The organism is Stenotrophomonas sp. STEN020, from assembly GCF_056760195.1.
In genome coordinates this window covers 64283-84111 of the sequence record NZ_JBRREI010000018.1, presented here as the reverse complement: position 1 = coordinate 84111, position 19829 = coordinate 64283, and the positions used below count along the sequence as shown (strand labels likewise).

Sequence of the window (19829 nt, the reverse complement as noted above, 5' to 3'; positions counted from 1 at the left end):
TGGGGGGCCGCGGGGGGGGTGTTTATTTCACCATATACCTTTTGGCCGGCTGTGTTGGTTGGGGTTACCCCGTTGTGTGTGTTGGTTGTGGCTTTTTTGTAAATTTTCTTTTTTGCCCTCCGGTGAGTCGTCTTTGCCGAAGCGCCGGTGTCAGCAGTCGTCCAGTACTTGGTTCAAGGAGTTGCTGCGCGATGCGCGTAACTCAGAACGCGCGTTGCCTGCCACTGACCATCACGCAGCCGCCAGATGATGACGAAGTCGGCCAGACCGTCACAGTGTTCACCTTTGAGGTCGCAGAACTGGTGTTGACCGCGTGCGATCGCGCCGAAATCCTTGATCGGAAACACTTCCAGGGTGCCTGGCAGCAGCTGCCGGGTGTAGTTGCCGCAGACATGCTTGCGGGTGTTTGCCAGCATTGCCTCGCGGGTCCAGGTGACACCGCCGTTGTCGTGGTAGAACTCCACTGCCGGGTCGAAGTAGCTGGCGTGCTTTTCGAACTGGGCTGGATCGCTGCAATGGTTGAAGCTGTCGAACATGCCGTGGTCGAGTGCGGCGATGGTGTCGTGCAGGCTGGCATTGTCAGCATCGGCTGCATGCGCTGGGATCACCAGCAGCGAGCACAGCATCAGCAGCAGGGACGGCAACTTGGTTTTCATCGAGGCGACTCCGGTGGACATTGGAAGAGGATCAGGCGGCACGCGTGGCAACCGCAGGTGGCACCGCAGCCGCGCGTCGTGCGGGCCCAAGTACGGCGAGCTGGCCCAGCAGCAACAGCAGCAGCGCTGCGATGGGTAGATAGATCAGCGGCAGGCGCGGCAGCTCGTACTGGCTCATCAGCACCAGGTTCAGCGCATAGGCCAGCAGCAGTCCGAGGACGATGCCGGCGCTGCTCAGCAGCAGGTTCTCCAGCTGGAAGGAGCGAAGGATGTGCTTGCGGGTAGCCCCAAGGGCGCGGCGGATGCCGATCTGGCGGGTGCGCTGCTGCACCCAGAAGCTGGCAAGGCCGACGATTCCGAAGGCGGTCACCGCCAGCAGCGCGATGCTCACCGCCAGCAGCAGCCAGATCACCGAGCGATCGCGGTGATGGAAGTCGTCGCGCATCTGCGACAGCGTTCCTTGTTGCTCGATGATGCGGTTGGGGTCGGCCTTGTTGAGCGCAGCAATGGCGGCCTTGAGTACTGCCTCGCGCTGCTCCGGACTGGTGCGCAGCGCATAGGCGCCGTTGGAGACCCGGATCGGGAACACCATGCTGTTGAAGCGGTTGCCGAACTCCGCGGCCTCGCCCGGAGCCAGCAGGTCCTCGATCACGCCAACCACCTGGGTGGGCTTGCTGCCCCAGACATAGATGTTGCTGCCCAGCGCATTGCCATCTGGGAACAGGAATGTGGCCAGCGACTGGCTCAAAAGCACGCTGGGTACCGACGGGGCGCCGTCGCCAGCAGCGAAGGCGCTGTTCTCCAGATACTCGTCGGGCTTGAAGCCACGGCCTTCGCGCAGTTGCAGGCCGAAGGTCGGCAGCAGTTGGCCGTCGTCCATGTAGTTGGAGGCATGCACGCTGGGGCGGCTCTGGTCAGGCTGCAGGCGTATGCCCGAGCCCCAGACATTGTCGCCATAGGGAATCTGGTTGATGCTGCTGACCGCCTTCACGCCGGGGACTGCAGCAAGTGCGGCGAGATCCTGCTTGCGCAGGGCATCGTAGTTGACGTCAGGCAGCAGGCTGCTGGTGGCCAGATAGACCAGTTCGTCTTCGGCCACGCCGCTGTGCAGTTGGATCTGCGCAATGCGGTTGCTGATGATGAAAACCGCATTGCAGATGATGGCGCAGCTGATCGCGATCTCGAATATGACCAGCAGCGCGGCGATCTTGTGCCGGGATAGCATCGACAGGATGGGACGGATGTCCAAGGGAGTTCTCCGTGGCGGCGCAAGCTGCCGTTGGTCGCTGGATGGATTCAATGCCATCGCGTCATTGGCTCTTGAGCTGCAATGCAGGCGGGATCTGCATTGCACGCCAAGCTGGCAGCAGCCCAGCAAGCAGGCTCACGCCAACGGCCAGAACGAAGGTCATCCAAAGGGTAGTGACATCCATCTGCGCCAACTGTGCGTACTCGTCCGGTTGCTGGCGGATCAGCCACAGGCCCATCGCCGCGAAACCCAGCCCCAATACTCCGCCGGCCAGCCCGATGGAACCGGCTTCGACAAGGCATTGCTTGAAGATGTCGCTGCGCGAAGCACCCAGCGACCGGCGTATGCCGATCTCGCCACTGCGGCGCAGGAACTTGGCCAGCAGCAGGCTCACCGTGTTGATCAAGCAGACCAGCAGGAAGCCGAAGGCCAGCCACATCTGCAGGCGCACGTCGTTGGGTACGATGCGGTTGAAGTCCAGCCAGCCCATCACGTCATGCAGACGCACATTGGTGGGGCGTTCGAAGCGGCCACTGGCGCGCTGGCTATCGGAATAGTCAGCCAGGTATTTCAGGTAATCGCGCGCTTTCTCCGGAGTGTCCAGCTGCACCCAGTACTGCAGCCAGGCACAGGGCGCGGTCAGGCCGCGATTGCCTTCGGCATCTTCGCTGCTGCCCCAGCAGTTCATGCTGCCCTGGGTATCCAGGGTCAGTGCGCGCGAGGTGGAGAACGGCAGCAGGACCTGTTCGTCACCGCCATAGCGCTGGCTGGTGAGGTCATAGAAGCGCGGCGTCGGGTTCCAGTTGCCAAGCACGCCGACCACCTGGAACACACCTTGCGGCAGGCGCAGTTGCTTGCCGATGGCGTCCTCCGTGCCGTACAGCCGCTGCGCCAGTTTGCGGTCGATGACCGCAACCAAGGCGTGGCCATCATCATCGGCCGCGCTCCATGCATCGCCAGCGGCCAGCGGCACTTCGAACATCGGGAAGAAGTCAGCCGAGGTATAGCGCGTCATCACCCGGAACGGCTGTGCGGCGCTACCCGTAGGCAGCACCGTCACCGAGCCGGCTGACATCAGCGCCTGTCGATCGCCGCGCTTCTGCCGTAACAACTCCTCTGCGTCGTAGCGGGTCATCTGCGCCAAAGGATCCGATTCCAGCGTGGCGTCCTTGCCCAGGCTGCGCGGCTCCAGCTGCGGGTAGAACAGCTGTTGGCTCTTGCCTGGAATCGGATCCCCTGACAATACGAAGTACAGGCCAAGGGTAGTCATGGTCGCGCCGATACCTACCGCGATGGTAAGCACCATCAAGGTGGTCAGTACCTTGTTGCGGCCGAAGCCGCGCCACGCCAGTTGCAGGTAATAGCCGAACATGTCGCTTCCTTGAACCGACGGATCAGGTACTGCGGGTGGCCACCGCCGGTGGAATCGATGCCGCCTTGCGGGCCGGGCCGAACACCGCGATCTGGCCCAGCAGCCACAGCAGCACCGCGCCAACCGGCAGATACAGCAGCGGCAAGCGTGGCAGCTCGTAGCGGCCCATCAGCCACTGGTTGAGCAGGTAGGCCAGCAACATGCCGACCACGATGCCGATACCGGCCAGCAGGAAGTTCTCGGTCTGGAAGTAGCGCAGGATCTGCGCGCGGGTAGCACCCAGGGCGCGGCGGATGCCGATCTGCTTGGTGCGCTGCTGCACCCAGAAGCTGGCCAGGCCGATGATGCCCAGTGCGGTCACCAGCAACAGAAGGCCGCTGACGATCAGCAGCAGGCCGATCATGTCGCGGTCATTGGCAAAATACTTGGCGCGCTTTTCTTCGACGGTCTGCTTGCTGTAAATCAAGCGATTGGGATCGTTCTTTTCCAGCGTCGCCACTGCCTGCTTCAGCACTTCGTCACGGCGTCCCTGCTCGGTGACGCGCAGGATATAGCGGCCGCCGTTGGAGAAGTTCATGCGGATCGGAAAGATGAGCGAGTGGGTGCGGTTGTTGTCCTGCATGTTCGGACGTAGCAGGGTCTGCGCCACGCCAACCACGGTGACCGGGATGTTGGCCATGTACAGGGTCTTGCCAACCGCATTGCCGTCCGGAAAGAACTGCTTGGCCATGGCTTCGGTGAGAATGGCCGGCGCTTTGAGCTTGCCGAGGTCTTCCACTTTCTCCAGCACGTCGCTGCTCTGGTACTCATCGGCATTGAAGTCGCGGCCGGCGACCAGCTTGACTCCCAGGGTCTTGAGCGCGTTCTCGCCCACCATGTACTGGGCACCATTGATCGACTGTGCTTCGGGCTCCGCGGTGATTGCCAGCGAGGTGTTCCAGGAGCCGCCCTGGAACGGCAGCTGGTTGATGATGGCCACGCTCTCGACGCCGGGGATGCCACGCAGCGAGGCGATGTCTTCGGCAGTGCGGGCGTCGGCATCAACCTGCTCACCGATACCGCTCAGGCCTATCTCGATCAGGTTGTTGTCATCGATGCCGCTGGCCAGCTGCATTGCGTCGATGCGCTGCGACACGATGAACAGTGCGTTGCAGATGATGGCGCAGCTCAGCGCGATCTCCAGCACGATCAGTGCGGCGGCTGTCTTGTGCCGCGACAGCGTGGAGAGGATGGGGCGGATTTCCATGAGGTTTCTCCGGGGAAGCGTGGAGCTGGGAATGGGATTTGGTTGGGAGTGGCGAGGGCGAGAGCAACTGCGCCCCTCCCCAACGCTCCCCTGCGCGTTGCGCAGGGGAGGGGGTAATGGCGTTACTGACTCTTGAGCTGCAGTGCCGGGGTTACCTGCATGGCACGCCAGGCAGGCAGGATGCCGGCGAGCATGCTGGCGAACACGGCCAGGGCGAAGGTGACCAGCAGCATCGAGCCATCCAGGTGGGCGAGCGAGGCGTATTCGGCCGGCCGCTGACGCACTGCCCACAGCCCGAACAGCGCAAACACCAAGCCCAGCAGGCCGCCGGCCAGGCCAATCGTGCCGGCCTCGATCAGGCACTGTTTGAAGATTTCTGCGCGGCTGGCACCCAGCGCACGGCGTACGCCGATCTCGCCGCTGCGACGCAGGAACTTGGCCAGCAGTAGGCCAACGGTATTGACCAGGCAGACCAGCAGGAAGCCGAAGGCCAGCCACATCTGCAGGCGCACGTCGCCAGGCACCGCATTGCGGTATTCCATCAGGTCCATGACATCACGCAGGCGGGTGTTGGCCGGGCGCTCGAAGCGGCCGGCAGCGCGCTGCTGTTCGGAGTAGTTGTCCAGGTAGGCCTTGAAGTCCTTGGCATCGCCGGGCGAGTTCAGCTCGACCCAGTACTGGATCCACGAGCACGGCACGTTCACTGCTGTGGCGTCATTGACCAGTTCGCGGCCGAAGCAGTTCATGCTGCCATTGCGACCCAGCTTGAGCTCCAGTGCGGTGCTGAAGGGCAGGTAGACATCCTCCTCGGAGTCGAACTTGCCCGAGTACAGGTCGTAGAACTTGGGGGCGGGCTTCCATTCCTTGAGCACGCCGACGATGCGCATTGCATTGCCCTCGACCAGCACTTCCTTGCCGACGCTGTTCTCGCCCTTGAACAACTTGTCATTGAGGGTGTCGCTGATCACCGCGACGCGGCTGCGGCCCTGGTCCTCGTCGCTGCTCCAGCCCTGGCCGAACGCGAACGGCGTATCGAACATCGGGAAGAAGTCGGCCGAGGTGTAGCGCATGCTGATGCTGAAGGGCTTGAGTGCGTCGATGCGCGGATCGACGATGCCGCCGCCGCCGGTCATCATTGCCTGGCGCGGCGCCTTCTTCTGCCGCAGCAGTTCTTCGGAGTCGAAGCGCGTCATCTGCATCTCGGGTTCTTCGCCCGGCTTGTAGCCTTCCTTGGTATAGGGGTCCAGCTGCACATAGAACAGACGATCGCTCTTGTGCGGGATCGGATCACCGGACAGCACCTTGAATACAGTCAGGGTGGTCATCGCCGCGCCGATGCCGAGCGCGATGGCCAACACCATCAGCGCGGTCAGGATCTTGTTGCGGCCGAAGCTGCGCAGCGCAAGTTTGAAGTAGTAACTGAACATGGACGATCCTTGGCAGCTCAGGCGCTGCGCGTGGCGACGATGGAGGGAATGGGGCTCAGCCCTGGTTGTCGGCAACGGCGGCGATGCGTGCGGCGTGTGCCAGCACCGGCTCGCGGATCAGGTCGGTGGCCTGGCCGTCGACGATGTGCACGTTGCGCTGGGCGCGTGCAGCCAGTTCCGGATCATGGGTCACCATGACGATGGTGGTGCCCTGGCTGTTGATCTCTTCCAGCAGCTCCATCACGCCACGTGCCATCTGTGTATCGAGGTTGCCGGTCGGTTCGTCGGCCAGCAGCAGGCGCGGGCTACCAGCCAGGGCACGGGCGATTGCAGCACGCTGCTGCTGACCGCCGGACAGTTCGGCCGGGTAGTGCTTCATGCGTGAACCCAGACCGACATCGCTCAAGGCCTTTTCGATGCGCTGCTTGCGCTCGGCCGAAGGCATGCCGCGGTAGCGCAGCGGTACATCGACGTTGTCGAACAGGTTGAGGTCGGGGATCAGGTTGAAGCCCTGGAAGATGAAGCCGATCTTCTGGTTGCGCAGGCGCGAGCGGGCGTCATCGCCGAGGTGGCTGACGTCCTGGCCGTCGAGCAGGTACTGGCCGCTGGTGAAGGTTTCCAGCAGGCCGGCGATGTTGAGGAAGGTGGTCTTGCCCGAACCCGACGGGCCGGTGACCGCGACAAACTCACCTTCGCGCACATGCAGGTCCAGCGAACGCAGCGCATGGGTTTCGACCTGTTCGGTACGGAAGACCTTGGAGACGGATTGCATATGGAGCATGGGTATTCCTTTCAGCGACGGGGAATGTGGAAGGTGGAGCGGGACGGTGAAGCAGAGCAGCAGTTGGACGGGGGCGAGGGAGTCGAGCGTTTCAGCGTTGGCGGCGGGGTTCACGACAACCCGGACGATTGCAGCTTCTTCAATTCCCGACTCCCGACTCCCGATTCCCAGCTTTGAATCAATTGATCGACACGCGTTCGATGTCGCCGAACAGATCGGCACCGGAGACAACGATCTTTTCGCCCGGCTGCAGGCCGGAGACGATTTCAACTTCGCCCAGGCTGCTGACACCGGTCTGGATCGGACGGCGCACCGCTGTGCTGCCGCTGACCACATAGGCGTAGCGACCACCGGACTGTTCGACGAACGGGCCGCGCTCGACCTTGAGCACGTTGTTGCGGGTGTCCAGCAGGATGCGTGCGCTCATGCGCTGGCTTTGGCGCAGTCCCGGCGGCTGCTTGTCGGAGAAGCGCAGGCGGGCGACGACTTCGCCGTTGACCACTTCCGGCGACACCGCGGCGATCTCGCCCGGGAACGGCTGGCCGGAGCCGCTGGTGAGCTGGGCCGGCATGCCGATCGCCAGATCACGGGCGAAGCTCTCCGGCACCTTGATTTCAATTTCGAAGCGCGACAGATCAACCACACCCAGGATCGGTGCGTTGGTGGCGACCTGGGTGTGCTGGGTGGCCTGGACCTGGCCAACTTGACCGTCGAACGGGGCGCGCAGGGTCAGTGCATCTACCTGGCGCTTCACTTCAGCTACCACGGCTTCCTGACGATCCGCCATCAATCGCTTGTTACGTGCGTCCAGACTTGCGCCCTGGCTCTGCAGGCTGGCGTCCTGCTGGGCGTGCTGCAGTTCGATCTGGGCTTTCTTCAATTCGTCCTGGGCCTTGGCCAGGTCGACCTGCGGTACCGCACCACCATCAAAGCCGCGCTGGTAGCGCTGCAGGTCGCGCTCGGCGGCGACGCGCACCAGCCCGGCCTGGTCGGACAGCTTGGCGCCGGTGGCACGGGCCAGGGTGGCGTCCAGTGCGGCGCGGCTGGCTTCGGCTTCCAGGCCGGCCAGAGTGGCCTGTTCCTGCGCCAGCTTGCTGCGCAGTTCCGGGCTGTCGATCACCGCCAGCTCCTGGCCCTGCTTGACCACGTCACCGGCGACCACCTTCAGGGTCACGGTGCCGGCGGAGATGGCATACAGCACGGGGCTGTTGGCGGCGATGACGCGGCCGTCGGCAGCGATGTCGCGGACCAGGTCGCCGCGCTTGACCTCGGCAATGCGCAGGCGGTCACCGTCGAAGGAACGGCTTGCGCCCAGCCAGTTGCTGACGACGTAACCGATGCCTGCCACCACCACCGCGGTGATCACGGCAGGCCACATGTAACGCCGCCACACGGGTTGCGGGCGCTGGGTACTTACCTGGTCCTGGGCGGAGGTGTCGCGGATCATCGTCGGCTTCGCTGCTGGGGTTGGTATCTATTAAGCAGGCAGCGTGCCAACTCCAACTTATTGAATTTATTTGTAAAACATTCAGTGTTGTGAGTGTCCGGGTGTCCGCGGACGCTCGCGCGGACAGTGTCCGGGTGCCGATGTCCCGCCATGTCCGCTGGTTGTCTGATCCAGCTGACTTAGAATGTCCGCTCGTAATTACCAATGGGTAGGCCATGTGCGGGATTGTTGGGGCGATCGCTGATCGCGATGTGGTTCCGGTACTGATTGAAGGACTCAAGCGGCTGGAATACCGCGGCTACGATTCCTCCGGCATAGCGGTGCTTGATGCCGAGCACATCCGCCGCGTGCGCCGCACCGGCCGTGTTGCTGAAATGGAAAACGCTGCCATCGCCGAGCAGTTCCATTCAGTGATGGGCATCGGCCATACCCGCTGGGCTACCCATGGTGGCGTCACCGAGTCCAATGCCCATCCACATATCAGCCAGGGCGTGGCGCTGGTGCACAACGGCATCATCGAGAATCACGAGGAGCAGCGCGAGAAGCTGCTGGCGTTGGGTTATGTGTTCGAGTCGCAGACCGATACCGAGGTCATCGCCCACCTTATCCACCATCACCTCAAGGCCGATCACGACGACCTGCTCAGCGCGCTGCAGCGCACGGTCAAGGAATTGACCGGTGCCTACGCGTTGGCGGTGATCAGCGAGAACGAGCCCGAGCGCATGGTGGTGGCACGCATGGGCTGCCCGCTGCTGGTCGGCCTTGGTGATGGCGAGAATTTCGTCGCCTCGGATGTGTCGGCCATTCTGCAGGCCACCCGGCGGGTGATGTTCCTGGAAGAAGGTGATACCGCCGAACTGACCCGTCATGGCGTGCGCGTGTTCGATGCCAATGATGCACCGGCGCAGCGCGAACAGCGCATGTCGGATGTATCGCTGGCCTCGTTGGAGCTGGGCCCGTACCGCCACTTCATGCAGAAGGAAATCCACGAACAGCCGCGCGCGCTGGCCGACACCATCGAGGCGGCGATTGACGCTGGTGGTTTCCCGGCGGCCCTGTTCGGCAAGAACGCCGAAGCGGTGTTCAAGGACATTGAGGGCGTGCAGATCCTGGCCTGCGGCACCAGCTACTACGCTGGCCTGACTGCGCGCTACTGGATCGAGGCCATCGCCGGGCTGCCATGCAGCGTGGAAATCGCCAGCGAATACCGCTACCGCGCCGCCTACGCCAATCCCAAGCACCTGATCGTCACCATCTCCCAGTCCGGCGAAACCCTGGACACGATGGAAGCGCTCAAGTACGCCAAGTCGCTGGGCCACACGCATACGCTGTCGATCTGCAACGTGCCGGAAAGCGCGATTCCGCGCGCCAGCGAGCTGGTCTGTTATACCCGCGCCGGCGCGGAGATCGGCGTGGCCTCGACCAAGGCCTTCACCACCCAGCTGGCCGCGCTGTTCCAGCTGACCGTGGTGCTGGGCAAGCTGCACGGGAAGGTCGACGCAGAGCAGGAGAGCGGCTATCTGGAGCAGCTGCGGCATCTGCCGGGCAGCGTGCAGCACGCCTTGAACCTGGAGCCGCAGATCATCGCCTGGGCCGAGCGTTTCGCTGGCAAGTCGAATGCCTTGTTCCTCGGCCGCGGCCTGCACTACCCGATCGCTTTGGAGGGCGCGCTCAAGCTCAAGGAGATCTCCTATATCCACGCCGAGGCCTACCCGGCTGGCGAGCTCAAGCATGGTCCGCTGGCTTTGGTCGACGCGGAGATGCCGGTGGTGGTGATCGCGCCCAACGACAGTCTGCTGGAGAAGGTGAAGTCCAACATGCAGGAAGTGCGTGCGCGTGGTGGTGAGCTGTTCGTGTTCGCCGACCAGGACAGCAACTTCAATGCCTCCGAGGGCGTGCATGTGATCCGCACCCCGCGCCATGCCGGCGTGCTCAGTGCCATCGTCCACACCATCCCGGTGCAGATGTTGGCCTATCACACCGCCTTGGCACGCGGCACCGACGTGGACAAGCCGCGCAATCTGGCCAAGAGCGTTACCGTGGAGTAACGCAGGTGTCACCGGAGCGTAACCGGGCCTAGGGATAATCACTTCCAGCAGCCCGGTCCTCTCTCCCCCGACGTTGCTCGAAGCCCGGCCCAGCGCCGGGCTTTTGCTTTGTGGGGTGTCCGGGCGGCCCTTACAGACGGTGCCGGGGTTTTGCTTCACAGTGCCGACCGCGATGGTTCGCGGGATTGGCAGTTGCAAAATGTGATGAACATCATAAAAGCAATGATGTTCGCGCGCCGCTTTTGCCGGTTTACCTAATAGAGCCAGCAGAAAAACCGGCGCCGCCGGTGGGGATGTCATGACAGGGGGCTGTATGTGTGTTGCGAATGGCGTGCCGCCAGGTTGGGTGGTGCGCGTTCAGTGCTGGACGAAGGCTGCTGCTCACGCGGCGGCGGTTGGGCTGCGCGCATGAGCCGGCGTTACCACTTCATTGCCGGCCTGCCACGTTCCGGCTCGACCCTGCTGGCCGGCATCCTGCGCCAGAACCCACGCTTCCATGCGGCCATGAGCAGTCCGGTCGCCGGCCTGCTCAATGGCGCGCTGGAGCAGATGGGCGCGGGCGGCGAATCGGCGGCGTTCTTCGACGAGGCCAAGCGCAAGGCCATCTGCAACGCCATCCTTGATGCCTATTACGCCGATACCTCGGTGCAGCTGGTGTTCGACACCAACCGCCAGTGGACCGCACGCATGCACCAGTTGGCGGGTCTGGTGCCGGACTTCAAGCTCATCTGCTGCGTTCGCAACCCGGCCTGGGTGATGGACAGCTTCGAGGCCATCCACCGGCGCAATCCGTTCGACTACAGCCGCATGTACAACCCGGCCACACGGCAGACCGTGTACAGCCGCTGCGAACAGCTGATCAGTGCCGGTGGCGTGGTCGGCGGTGCCTGGACCGCGCTCAAGGAAGCCTATTACGGCGAGTTCTCCGAGCGCCTGCTGTTGGTGGACTACGAACTGCTGACCCGCCACCCGGCGCGCACCATGCAACTGGTCTACCAGTTCCTGGGTGAAGCGGAATTCGCGCACGACTTCGACAACGTCGAGTACGCCGAAGAAAGCTTCGACCAGCAGTTGGGTGTGAAAGGGCTGCACGACGTGCGCCGCAAAGTCGAGTTCAAGGCCCGTCGCAGCATCCTGCCGCCGGATCTTTTCAACAAATACCAGGACATGGATTTTTGGCAGGACCAGACGGGCACATCGGCCGGCATCATCGCCGCCCGTCGTTCCGAAACCCAGGCTCCGCTCATCACCAAGGCTACCCCATGAAGCATGCACTGCTCGGCGCACTGTCCACGCTGTTGCTCCCGTTCTCGGCGCACGCTGCCGCATCCTCTGCAGGGGGCTATCTGATGCGCGGTGGCTATCAGCCACGCAGCTACATGCGGATGGGGCAGGGGGATGCTGTCGCAAGCCTGCCGCTTGGCAAGGCCAGCAGCCACAAGCAGCGGCCCGCTGTCGAGCAGTCCAGCGATACGCTGGACATCCAGCAGCATGCAGGCATCACCGAGCTGGTGGTGATCGACAGCTCGGTGCAGGACCGGGCCACCCTTTATGCGGGACTCAATCCCGGTGTCGGTGTGGTTGAGATCGATGCGGGTCGTCCGGGGCTGCCGCAACTGGTGCAGGCGCTGCGGGGATACCGGGACCTTGCCGCGATCCATGTGGTGTCGCATGCCAGCCCGGGTGCGTTGCAGCTGGGCAGCAGCCGCATCACTGCCGAATCCCTGCACGCAGAGTTGGGTACGATGCAGGCGTTGCGTGCTTCGGTGCGCGAAGGCGCGGACCTGCTGTTCTATGGCTGTGATCTGGCTGCCAATGCCGATGGCGGCGCACTGCTGGATATCGTGCGCAGTGGAACCGGGATGGATGTGGCTGCGTCCAGCAACCTCACTGGTGCCGTGGCGCTTGGAGGGGACTGGGAGCTGGAGGAACGCCGGGGCGGCATCGAGAGCGGATTGGCGTTCTCAGAAAAAGCCCTCAAAGATTTCTCGGGAGTGCTTGTGGCATCTTCCGGGACAAAGACCTTCCAGACAGGCTGGGTCGACAACAATGCAAACCTCACTTCGACCGATTTCATCCTGACGGCAAAAGATGCTGGAGGTAGCCCGATCCCCAATGTGAGTATCTATTCGTCCTCTCCTTTTGCTGCTTATCTGCAGACGGGTTACAACACCAGTACCACGGGGACCTATTTTCAGGTCGCAGCAGATGGCACCAATACCGGTTCGTTCGAGCTTGCCGGGCTTGTGGCCGGTGAATATGGATCGGGGCAATTTACCAACCTGCATATCGTCGGCATAAAGCCGGATAACAGCACGGTTGTATCTGGAACGATCAACGGGACCGGATCTGCGAACGAGACGTTTACATTCGGTGCGGGTCAGCTGGTGAACTTCTCGGGCGTCAAACTGAAAGCCTTCAAGCTTGTATTCGACACCAGCTCTGGATCTGGGACCAAGCCATTCTTCGAGTTCCGGAACTTCACCGTTACCGGTGCGCAGGGGCCGGTGCCGGTTGTGTCGGACTCGCGCATAAGCATCTCCGGTGCCAGCGGAACCGGCGGCACCTACAAGATCGGCAACACCGTTACTGCGACCTGGAACAACACCGCCGGTGGTGACAACAACTCCGGAATCAACGGCGTCACCATGGATTTCAGCCAGTTTGGCGGCGGCACAGCCATAGCGGCCTCGAACAGCGGCAATACTTGGACTGCGACGTATTCCATTACGTCGGGCTCCATCGATGCAACCAACCGCAACATCAGCGTCAGCGCGACCAACGCAGCCGGCACAACCACCACAGCAGATACCACCAATGCAATCGTAGATAACATCGCGCCAACGGTGACAGACGCGCGGATCAGCATCAGCGGCGCTACTGGAACCAGCGGTGCCTACAAGATCGGCGATACGGTTACCGCCACCTGGAACAATACCGCCGGCGGTGACAACAACGCCGACACCATGGCCAGCGTCACCGTGAACTTCACCGCGTTCGGTGGTGGTGCGGCAGTCGCAGCCACCAACAGCTCGGGTACCTGGACGGCTACCTATACGATCGTTTCCGGCAGCATCGATGCCACCAACCGTAACGTCAGCGTGACTGCCACCGACAATGCGGGAAATGCGACGGTAACTTCCGACACCACCAATGCCACGGTGGACAATAATCCGCCTTCTGTCACCAGCATCGCTGTCTCCGGTTCACCATTGACGACCGATACGTCGATGGCCTTCACCGTGACCTTCGATGAGGCCGTGGTGAATGTCTCCACCGACGATTTCACCCTGGTGGGAACGGGGACCGCTACCGGCACCATTACCAGCGTATCCGCATCCAACGGTTCATCGGTCGACGTGAACATCGCCAGCATCTCTGGCAATGGAACCATCAAGGTGAATCTCAACGGATCGACCAACATCGCCGATGATGCAGGAAATTTGATTCCGTCCTACAACGGTGGCAGTCCCCATGCCGTTGCAATCCCCGCCGTACCGGGAACACCGACCATAGGTACTGCGACGGCGGGCGATACGCAGGCGACGGTGACTTTCACCGCACCCGCCAGCAACGGCGGTTCGCCGATCACGAGCTATACGGCAACTGCCAACCCCGGCGGTGCCACCGGAACCTGTACCGGGCCGGCGGCTTGTACGGCCATCGTGGGCGGCTTGACCAACGGCACGGCCTATACCTTCAGCGTGACTGCAACGAATGCCGCTGGCACGGGCAGCGCGTCCGGCGCATCAAACAGCGCCACCCCGATGGCCAACCAGGTCATCACCTTCGCCCAGCCGTCCGACTACAACTTTGGTGCTACGCCTACGCTGACTGCCAGCTCTGCCTATGCAGGAAGTGGGGCAGCAACGGGCTTTGCGATTGGCTTCACTTCGTCTACGACAGGCGTTTGCACCATCACCAGTGGCGGTGCGTTGACCTTCGTCTCCGCAGGCACCTGCACCATTAATGCCGACCAGGCGGGTAACTCGTCGACGAATGCTGCTTCTACCGTTACCCGTAGTTTCACGGTCATTGCGATCGTGCCTGCTGCGCCGGCCATCGGTACGGCGACTCCGGGCGACCAGCAGGCAACGGTGACCTTCACTGCACCGGCAAGCACCGGTGGCGCGGCCATCACGCCGAACGGGTATACGGTCACTGCAAACCCCGGTGGGTCTACCAAAGTAGGCTCATCCTCTCCGATGACCGTGACCGGGCTGACCAACGGTGTCTCCTACACCTTCACGGTGACCGCGACCAATTCCGCAGGTACCGGCAGCGCATCCGGGAGCAGCAACGCCGTCGTCCCAGCTTCGCCACAGACCATCACCTTCGCCAACCCGGGCTCACAGAGCTTCGGCACGACGCCGGATCTCCGCGTCGTCAATGGCGGTGCCTCGGCGACGTCCGGTCTGGGGGTGACCTTCACCTCTTCCACGACAGGTGTATGCACCGTCACCACCGATGGTGTGCTGGCATTCCTCACCGCAGGCAGCTGCACCATCCTGGCGGACCAGGTGGGCGACAGCGCGTTCCTGGCGGCGGTACAAGTCAGCCGTACCTTCACTGTCAACGCGGTCGTGGCAGGTGCACCCACTTCGTCGGTGGCCACCGCTGGCGACACTCAGGTCAGCGTCAGTTTTGTCGCGCCCAGCAACACCGGTGGCACAAGCATTACCGGGTATACGGTCACGGTCAGCCCGGCCGATGTCGCCCCGGTAAATGGCATGGGCTCACCGATCGTTGTGACTGGCTTGACCAATGGCCAGCCCTATACGTTTACCGTCACCGCCGACAACGTCGCGGGCACCGGCCCAGCGTCGAGTGCCTCCAATTCGGCCACGCCCAAGGCAGTCCAGACCATCACTTTCAACAATCCGGGGGCACAGAACTTCGGCACTACGCCAACCTTGACGGCTACTTCGGACTCCGGCCTGTCGCCGACGTTCTCTTCCGGCACGCCCGGGGTATGCACCATCTCCTCTGGTGGCGCGCTGATCTTTGTGACTGCGGGTACCTGCACTGTCAACGCGGATGAACCTGGCAATGGCTCCTACCTGGCCGCAACCCAGGTCACCCGGAACTTTGCCGTGATCGCTGTACGGGCGGGAGCACCGCAGAATGCAGTGGCCACTGCAGGTGACGGTGTGGCCAGTGTGGCCTTTGACGCCCCGGCCTTCACCGGCGGTGTGGACATCACCGACTTTACCGTTGTTGTCATTCCGGCCGATGTTGCACCTGTCAGTGCTACCAGCTCGCCGATTGCAGTGACCGGGCTGACCAACGGCCGACCCTATGAGTTCACCGTGTCGGCCACCAACAGTGTTGGCACCGGTCTGGCGTCCAACCCATCCAACGCTGTGACACCTACCGCAGCCCAGACCATCACATTTGCCAACCCGGGGGCGCAGAATTTCGGTACGACACCGACCTTGACCGCGACGGTGGATTCCGGCCTTGCGGCAACCTTCAGCACGGGCACCGCAAATATCTGCACCGTCAGCAGCGGCGGCGCGCTGAGCTTTGTGGCGGTGGGTACCTGCACCATCCACGCCGACCAGAATGGTGATGCCAGCAATGCTGCGGCCGCGCGGGTGAGTCAGAGCTTCAGCGTGCGGGCCGTCGTATCGGCGGCACCGGTTATCGGTGCTGCCACGCTCAGTGCACCGACCGTGGCTGACGTTGGCTTTACCGCTCCGGCGTTTGATGGTGGTGCAGTGATCACCCAGTACGAGGTGATGCCGTCGCCGGGCGTAGCCGGTGGTCCGTTTGTTGGTGCCGGCTCGCCGGTGTCGGTCAGTGGTTTGGTTGCGGGCCAGAGCTATACCTTCACTGTGCTGGCACGGAACAGTGAAGGTGGCAGCCAGGCATCAGCTGCCTCCAATGCGGTGCAGCCGATGACGGCACAGAGCATCACTTTCAACAACCCGGGCACGCAGAACTTTGGTACGACGCCGACCCTGAGTGCCAGCGCCAGCTCCGGCTTGGCGGTGAGCCTGTCGGTGGCCGGCACGGCTGCTGCAGTGTGCGACATCAACAACGGTGTGCTGAGTTTTGCAACCGTTGGCATCTGCACGGTGCTTGCCGATCAGGCCGGTGATGGCAGCCACGATCCGGCTGCCCAGGTAAGCCAGAGCTTCACGGTGCAGGCGGTGGCACCGGCAGCGCCGGTGATGGGTGTTGCGGCGATGACATCGGCAACCGCTGCCGGGATCAGTTTCACCGCACCTGGCTTCGATGGCGGCGCTGCGATCACGCACTATGAAGTGGTGCCTTCACCGGCCGTAGCGGGTGGTCCGTTCGTGGGCAGCAGTTCGCCGGTTGCGGTGGATGGATTGACCGCAGGGCAGAGTTACAGCTTCACCGTGCTGGCACGCAACAGCGCCGGTGACAGCCCTGCTTCGGCTGCATCCAACGCACTGCAGCCGATGGTCGCGCAGAGCATTTCCTTCAGTGTGGCGGGCAGCTACGACTTCGGCACCACACCGATGCTCAGTGCCACGTCCAGTTCGGGCCTGCCGGTGAGCCTGACGGTAGATGCTGGCAGCGCATCGGTGTGTGCGATCAACAATGATGTGCTCAGCTTTGTATCGGTGGGCAGTTGCACCGTGCATGCCGACCAGGCGGGCGATGCCAGCCATGATCCGGCAGCACGGGTCAGCCAGAGCTTCGTGGTGCAGGCCGTAGTGCCCGCAGCACCGGTGATCGGCAGCGCGACCATGCTGTCCGAGACGAGTGCCGAGGTCAGCTTCAACGTACCGGCCTTCGATGGTGGTGCGGCTATCACCGGCTATCAGGTGCAGCCACACCCGGCTACCGTGGGCGGGGCCACCTATGTGGGAACCGGTTCACCCATACGCGTGACCGGTCTGACCAAGGGCGTCCACTATTCGTTCTCCGTGGTAGCCATCAACAGTGTCGGTACGGGCGCGCCTTCGGCGCTCTCGAACACCTTGTTCATGGTGCCGCTGCTTGAAGCCCATCCGGTCACGCAGAACGTTGCCTATGGCACCGCGGCGGAAATCACTCTTTCTGTCACCGGCGCCTACCAGACGGTCACCGTCTTTGTGGCCCCAAGCAATGGTTCGGCCAATGTCCTGGGTACCAGGTTGACCTATACGCCGACTCCGGGCTACGTCGGCCCCGACAGCTTCACCTATGAGGTGAAGGACGGCTATTCGAGCGCAACGGCGATGGTCAATGTGATGGTTGGCCCGCCCAGCTTGTCGATGGACAGCGCGGTGCCGGACGCTGTAGCCAGCTCCGTTTACCAGCACCAGCTGGTCACCCATGGTGGCATTGAGGGCTACACCTATACGGTGACGTCGGGCAGCCTGCCGGCTGGCGTGAAACTGTCGAGTGGGGGCCTGCTCAGTGGCACGCCCACCCAGACCGGCAACTTCACGTTCACCGTCAGCAGTACCGACAGCAGCTACGGTGCCGGGCCCTTCACGGCGCCACAGAGCTATACGTTGGTGGTTACCAATCCGGATCTGGAACTGGCTACCTCGGCACTGATGGTTGCGTTTGGCGGGCAGCAATACCGGACCCAGCTGCGCAGCCAGGGCGGTACCGCGCCCTATAGCTACAGCATTGCTGGCGGTCAGCTGCCGGCAGGGCTGTCGTTGAGCGCGGACGGTGAAATCAGTGGCGTGCCGGAGGTGGCCGGAACGTTCGCGTTCACCGCGCAGGTGATGGACGCGAATGGCTTTGCCGATACCGCCAGCCTCAGCCTGAAGGTGGAGGCTGGGCTGCAGGTCATCCATGACATGGCAACCGATCCGGCCGAGCCGGTGTTCGCCACGGGTGCGACGTTCCTCGTATCGGCACAGGGTGGGCAGTCCGGCAACCCGCTGGTATACGGCAGCGGTTCACCGGCGATCTGCAGCGTGGCGGGCAATGTGGTGACGATGCTGGATGCCGGCACCTGTGTGCTGACGATCGACCAGGCCGGCAACGCGCAGTACCTGGCGGCGCAGCAGGGCGTGCTGCATGTGGACATTGCGGCTGCGGCGCCGTCGCTGGCGTGGTTGGATGGCATCAACAAGGTCTATGGCGAGGCCGCCTTCGACCTGCCTGATCCCAGCAGCAACAGTGCCGGTGCCTTCAGCTTCAGCAGCAGTGATACCAGTGTGGCGACGATCAGTGGTCGCAGCGTGACGCTGGTAGGTGAGGGCAGTACTACCCTCACCGCCCACCAGGCCGCGCAGGGGGGGTATACCGTGGCCAGCGTGGAGCTGACCCTGACGGTCAATGCACGGCCTGACCCGACCGCTGACGCCAGCGTGCGCGGCAACCTGCAGGCACAGGTGGATGCCAGCGTGCGCTTCAGCCGCGTGCAGCTGGGCAACATCCAGTCGCGTCTGCAGCAGGTGCGTTCGGGCAGCAATCCGTCGTCGGCAACATTGACGCTGGCATACGCGGGCGACCTGCTCGGGCAGGCCTTGTCGGTTCCCGTGCAGTTGCCGGTCAACCAGTTCACCGGCATGCCCAGTGGTTGGGGCGGCTGGATGTCGGGCACGGCCACGTTTGGCAACAGTGGTCAGCAACAGGGCGCTGGCTTCGATTTCAACACCGACGGCATCAGCCTGGGTGTGGACCGTAGCTACGGCGACAACGGTTTGCTGGGTATGGCCGCCAGCCTTGGCCGCAACCGCAGCCGATTGGATAACTCACCTTCGCGGACGGACGCCGACCAGTACTCGCTGGCGATGTATGGCCTATGGCGTGCGGGTGAACACCTGTTTGTTGATGGTGTGCTGGCGCAGGGGCGTCTGGACTTCGACATCGCACGCTGGAGCAGCGATGCCAACGCCATTGCGGTCGGTCAGCGCGATGGCAGCCAGACCTTCGGCGCCTTGACCTTCGGCTATCAGCAGCAGCATGGTGCCACCACCCTGTCCGGCTATGGCCGCTTCGATGGCAGTCACACCCGCCTGGACGGTTACCGCGAGCATGGCTTGCAGGCGTATGACCTGGCGTATGCGCGGCAGACCGTGCGCAATAGTGGGCTGGCGCTGGGCTTTGACGGCAGCTACAGCTGGCAGGGTGAACGTCTGCAGCTGCGGCCGTTCTGGAAGCTGGAGTACCGTCAGTCCCTGTCCAATAGCGGTGACGCATGGATGAACTACGTGCAGCAGCCCAGCACGGATGGCTATCTGCTGAAGATGCAGAGCTATGCCGACAACATGCTCACCGCCGGCTTGGGCCTGGACATGCAGACCCGTAGCGGCTGGTTGATCTCGCTGTTGTTCGGTCGTGACCAGGGCAGCAACAGTGCCTCCAGCAACAGTGTTGGCCTGCGCATCACCTACGGCAAGGGCGGTGCCGGTGTTGGCAGCGCGGGCGCGATGGGTGAGGCCGGGCTTGACGATTGCCAGGGCCGGCGATGCCGACGGGGTGCAGGGGCGCAGCAGATGCCCGGGGTGCCGGTCCGGCCCTGATCGCGCCCTGATCCGATGACGACAACGCCCGGCCCCGCGCCGGGCGTTGTCGTTCCAGCCCCGGTAAGCTTGCGGTCAAAGGTGATTGTTGGCTGAATGAATTGCGCACCCGGAGTACCCAAATCGCCCCTTGCCACGCACTGCATGGTCAAGGGGG

10 protein-coding genes are annotated in these 19829 nt (G+C 63.1%); 3 read left to right on the top strand and 7 right to left on the bottom strand.

The window, feature by feature from the left end:
• Positions 1-173 precede the first annotated feature (173 nt).
• The 7 genes from ACVOLZ_RS10030 to ACVOLZ_RS10000 form a co-directional block, all read right to left on the bottom strand.
• The gene (locus tag ACVOLZ_RS10030) at positions 174-656 is read right to left on the bottom strand and encodes a nuclear transport factor 2 family protein (protein WP_481515995.1); all 483 of its coding nucleotides are present in this window, start codon (positions 654-656) and stop codon (positions 174-176) included.
• 31 nt (positions 657-687) lie between these two features.
• On the bottom strand, positions 688-1905 hold the full coding sequence (locus ACVOLZ_RS10025; RefSeq protein WP_481515994.1) for an ABC transporter permease: 1218 nt from the start codon (positions 1903-1905) through the stop codon (positions 688-690).
• Between the two features lie 61 nt (positions 1906-1966).
• Positions 1967-3277: an ABC transporter permease gene (locus ACVOLZ_RS10020; protein ID WP_481515993.1), complete on the bottom strand. Its 1311-nt coding sequence runs from the start codon at positions 3275-3277 to the stop codon at positions 1967-1969.
• 22 nt (positions 3278-3299) lie between these two features.
• Positions 3300-4523 (bottom strand): ABC transporter permease, encoded by a 1224-nt coding sequence (locus tag ACVOLZ_RS10015; protein ID WP_481515992.1) that lies wholly within the window; start codon positions 4521-4523, stop codon positions 3300-3302.
• A 122-nt stretch (positions 4524-4645) separates the two neighbouring features.
• Complete coding sequence (locus ACVOLZ_RS10010; protein ID WP_481515991.1) at positions 4646-5950, bottom strand: ABC transporter permease; 1305 nt, start codon at positions 5948-5950, stop codon at positions 4646-4648.
• Between the two features lie 55 nt (positions 5951-6005).
• Positions 6006-6731 carry an ABC transporter ATP-binding protein gene (locus tag ACVOLZ_RS10005; protein WP_296247631.1) on the bottom strand — a complete coding sequence of 242 codons (726 nt, stop codon included), beginning with the start codon at positions 6729-6731 and terminating at the stop codon, positions 6006-6008.
• 178 nt (positions 6732-6909) lie between these two features.
• Positions 6910-8178, bottom strand: a complete 1269-nt coding sequence (locus ACVOLZ_RS10000; RefSeq protein ID WP_481515990.1) for an efflux RND transporter periplasmic adaptor subunit — start codon at positions 8176-8178, stop codon at positions 6910-6912.
• A 215-nt stretch (positions 8179-8393) separates the two neighbouring features.
• Between ACVOLZ_RS10000 and glmS the strand changes: the two genes are divergently transcribed.
• The 3 genes from glmS (at position 8394) to ACVOLZ_RS09985 (ending at position 19672) form a co-directional block, all read left to right on the top strand.
• Positions 8394-10226: a glutamine--fructose-6-phosphate transaminase (isomerizing) gene (gene glmS, locus ACVOLZ_RS09995; RefSeq protein ID WP_481515989.1), complete on the top strand. Its 1833-nt coding sequence runs from the start codon at positions 8394-8396 to the stop codon at positions 10224-10226.
• 408 nt (positions 10227-10634) lie between these two features.
• Positions 10635-11492: a sulfotransferase family protein gene (locus tag ACVOLZ_RS09990; protein ID WP_481515988.1), complete on the top strand. Its 858-nt coding sequence runs from the start codon at positions 10635-10637 to the stop codon at positions 11490-11492.
• A complete protein-coding gene (locus ACVOLZ_RS09985) occupies positions 11489-19672 on the top strand; it encodes a fibronectin type III domain-containing protein (RefSeq protein WP_481515987.1) in 8184 nt (2727 codons plus the stop codon). The genes ACVOLZ_RS09990 and ACVOLZ_RS09985 overlap by 4 nt, the downstream gene beginning before the upstream one ends.
• The last annotated feature ends 157 nt before the right edge of the window (positions 19673-19829 follow it).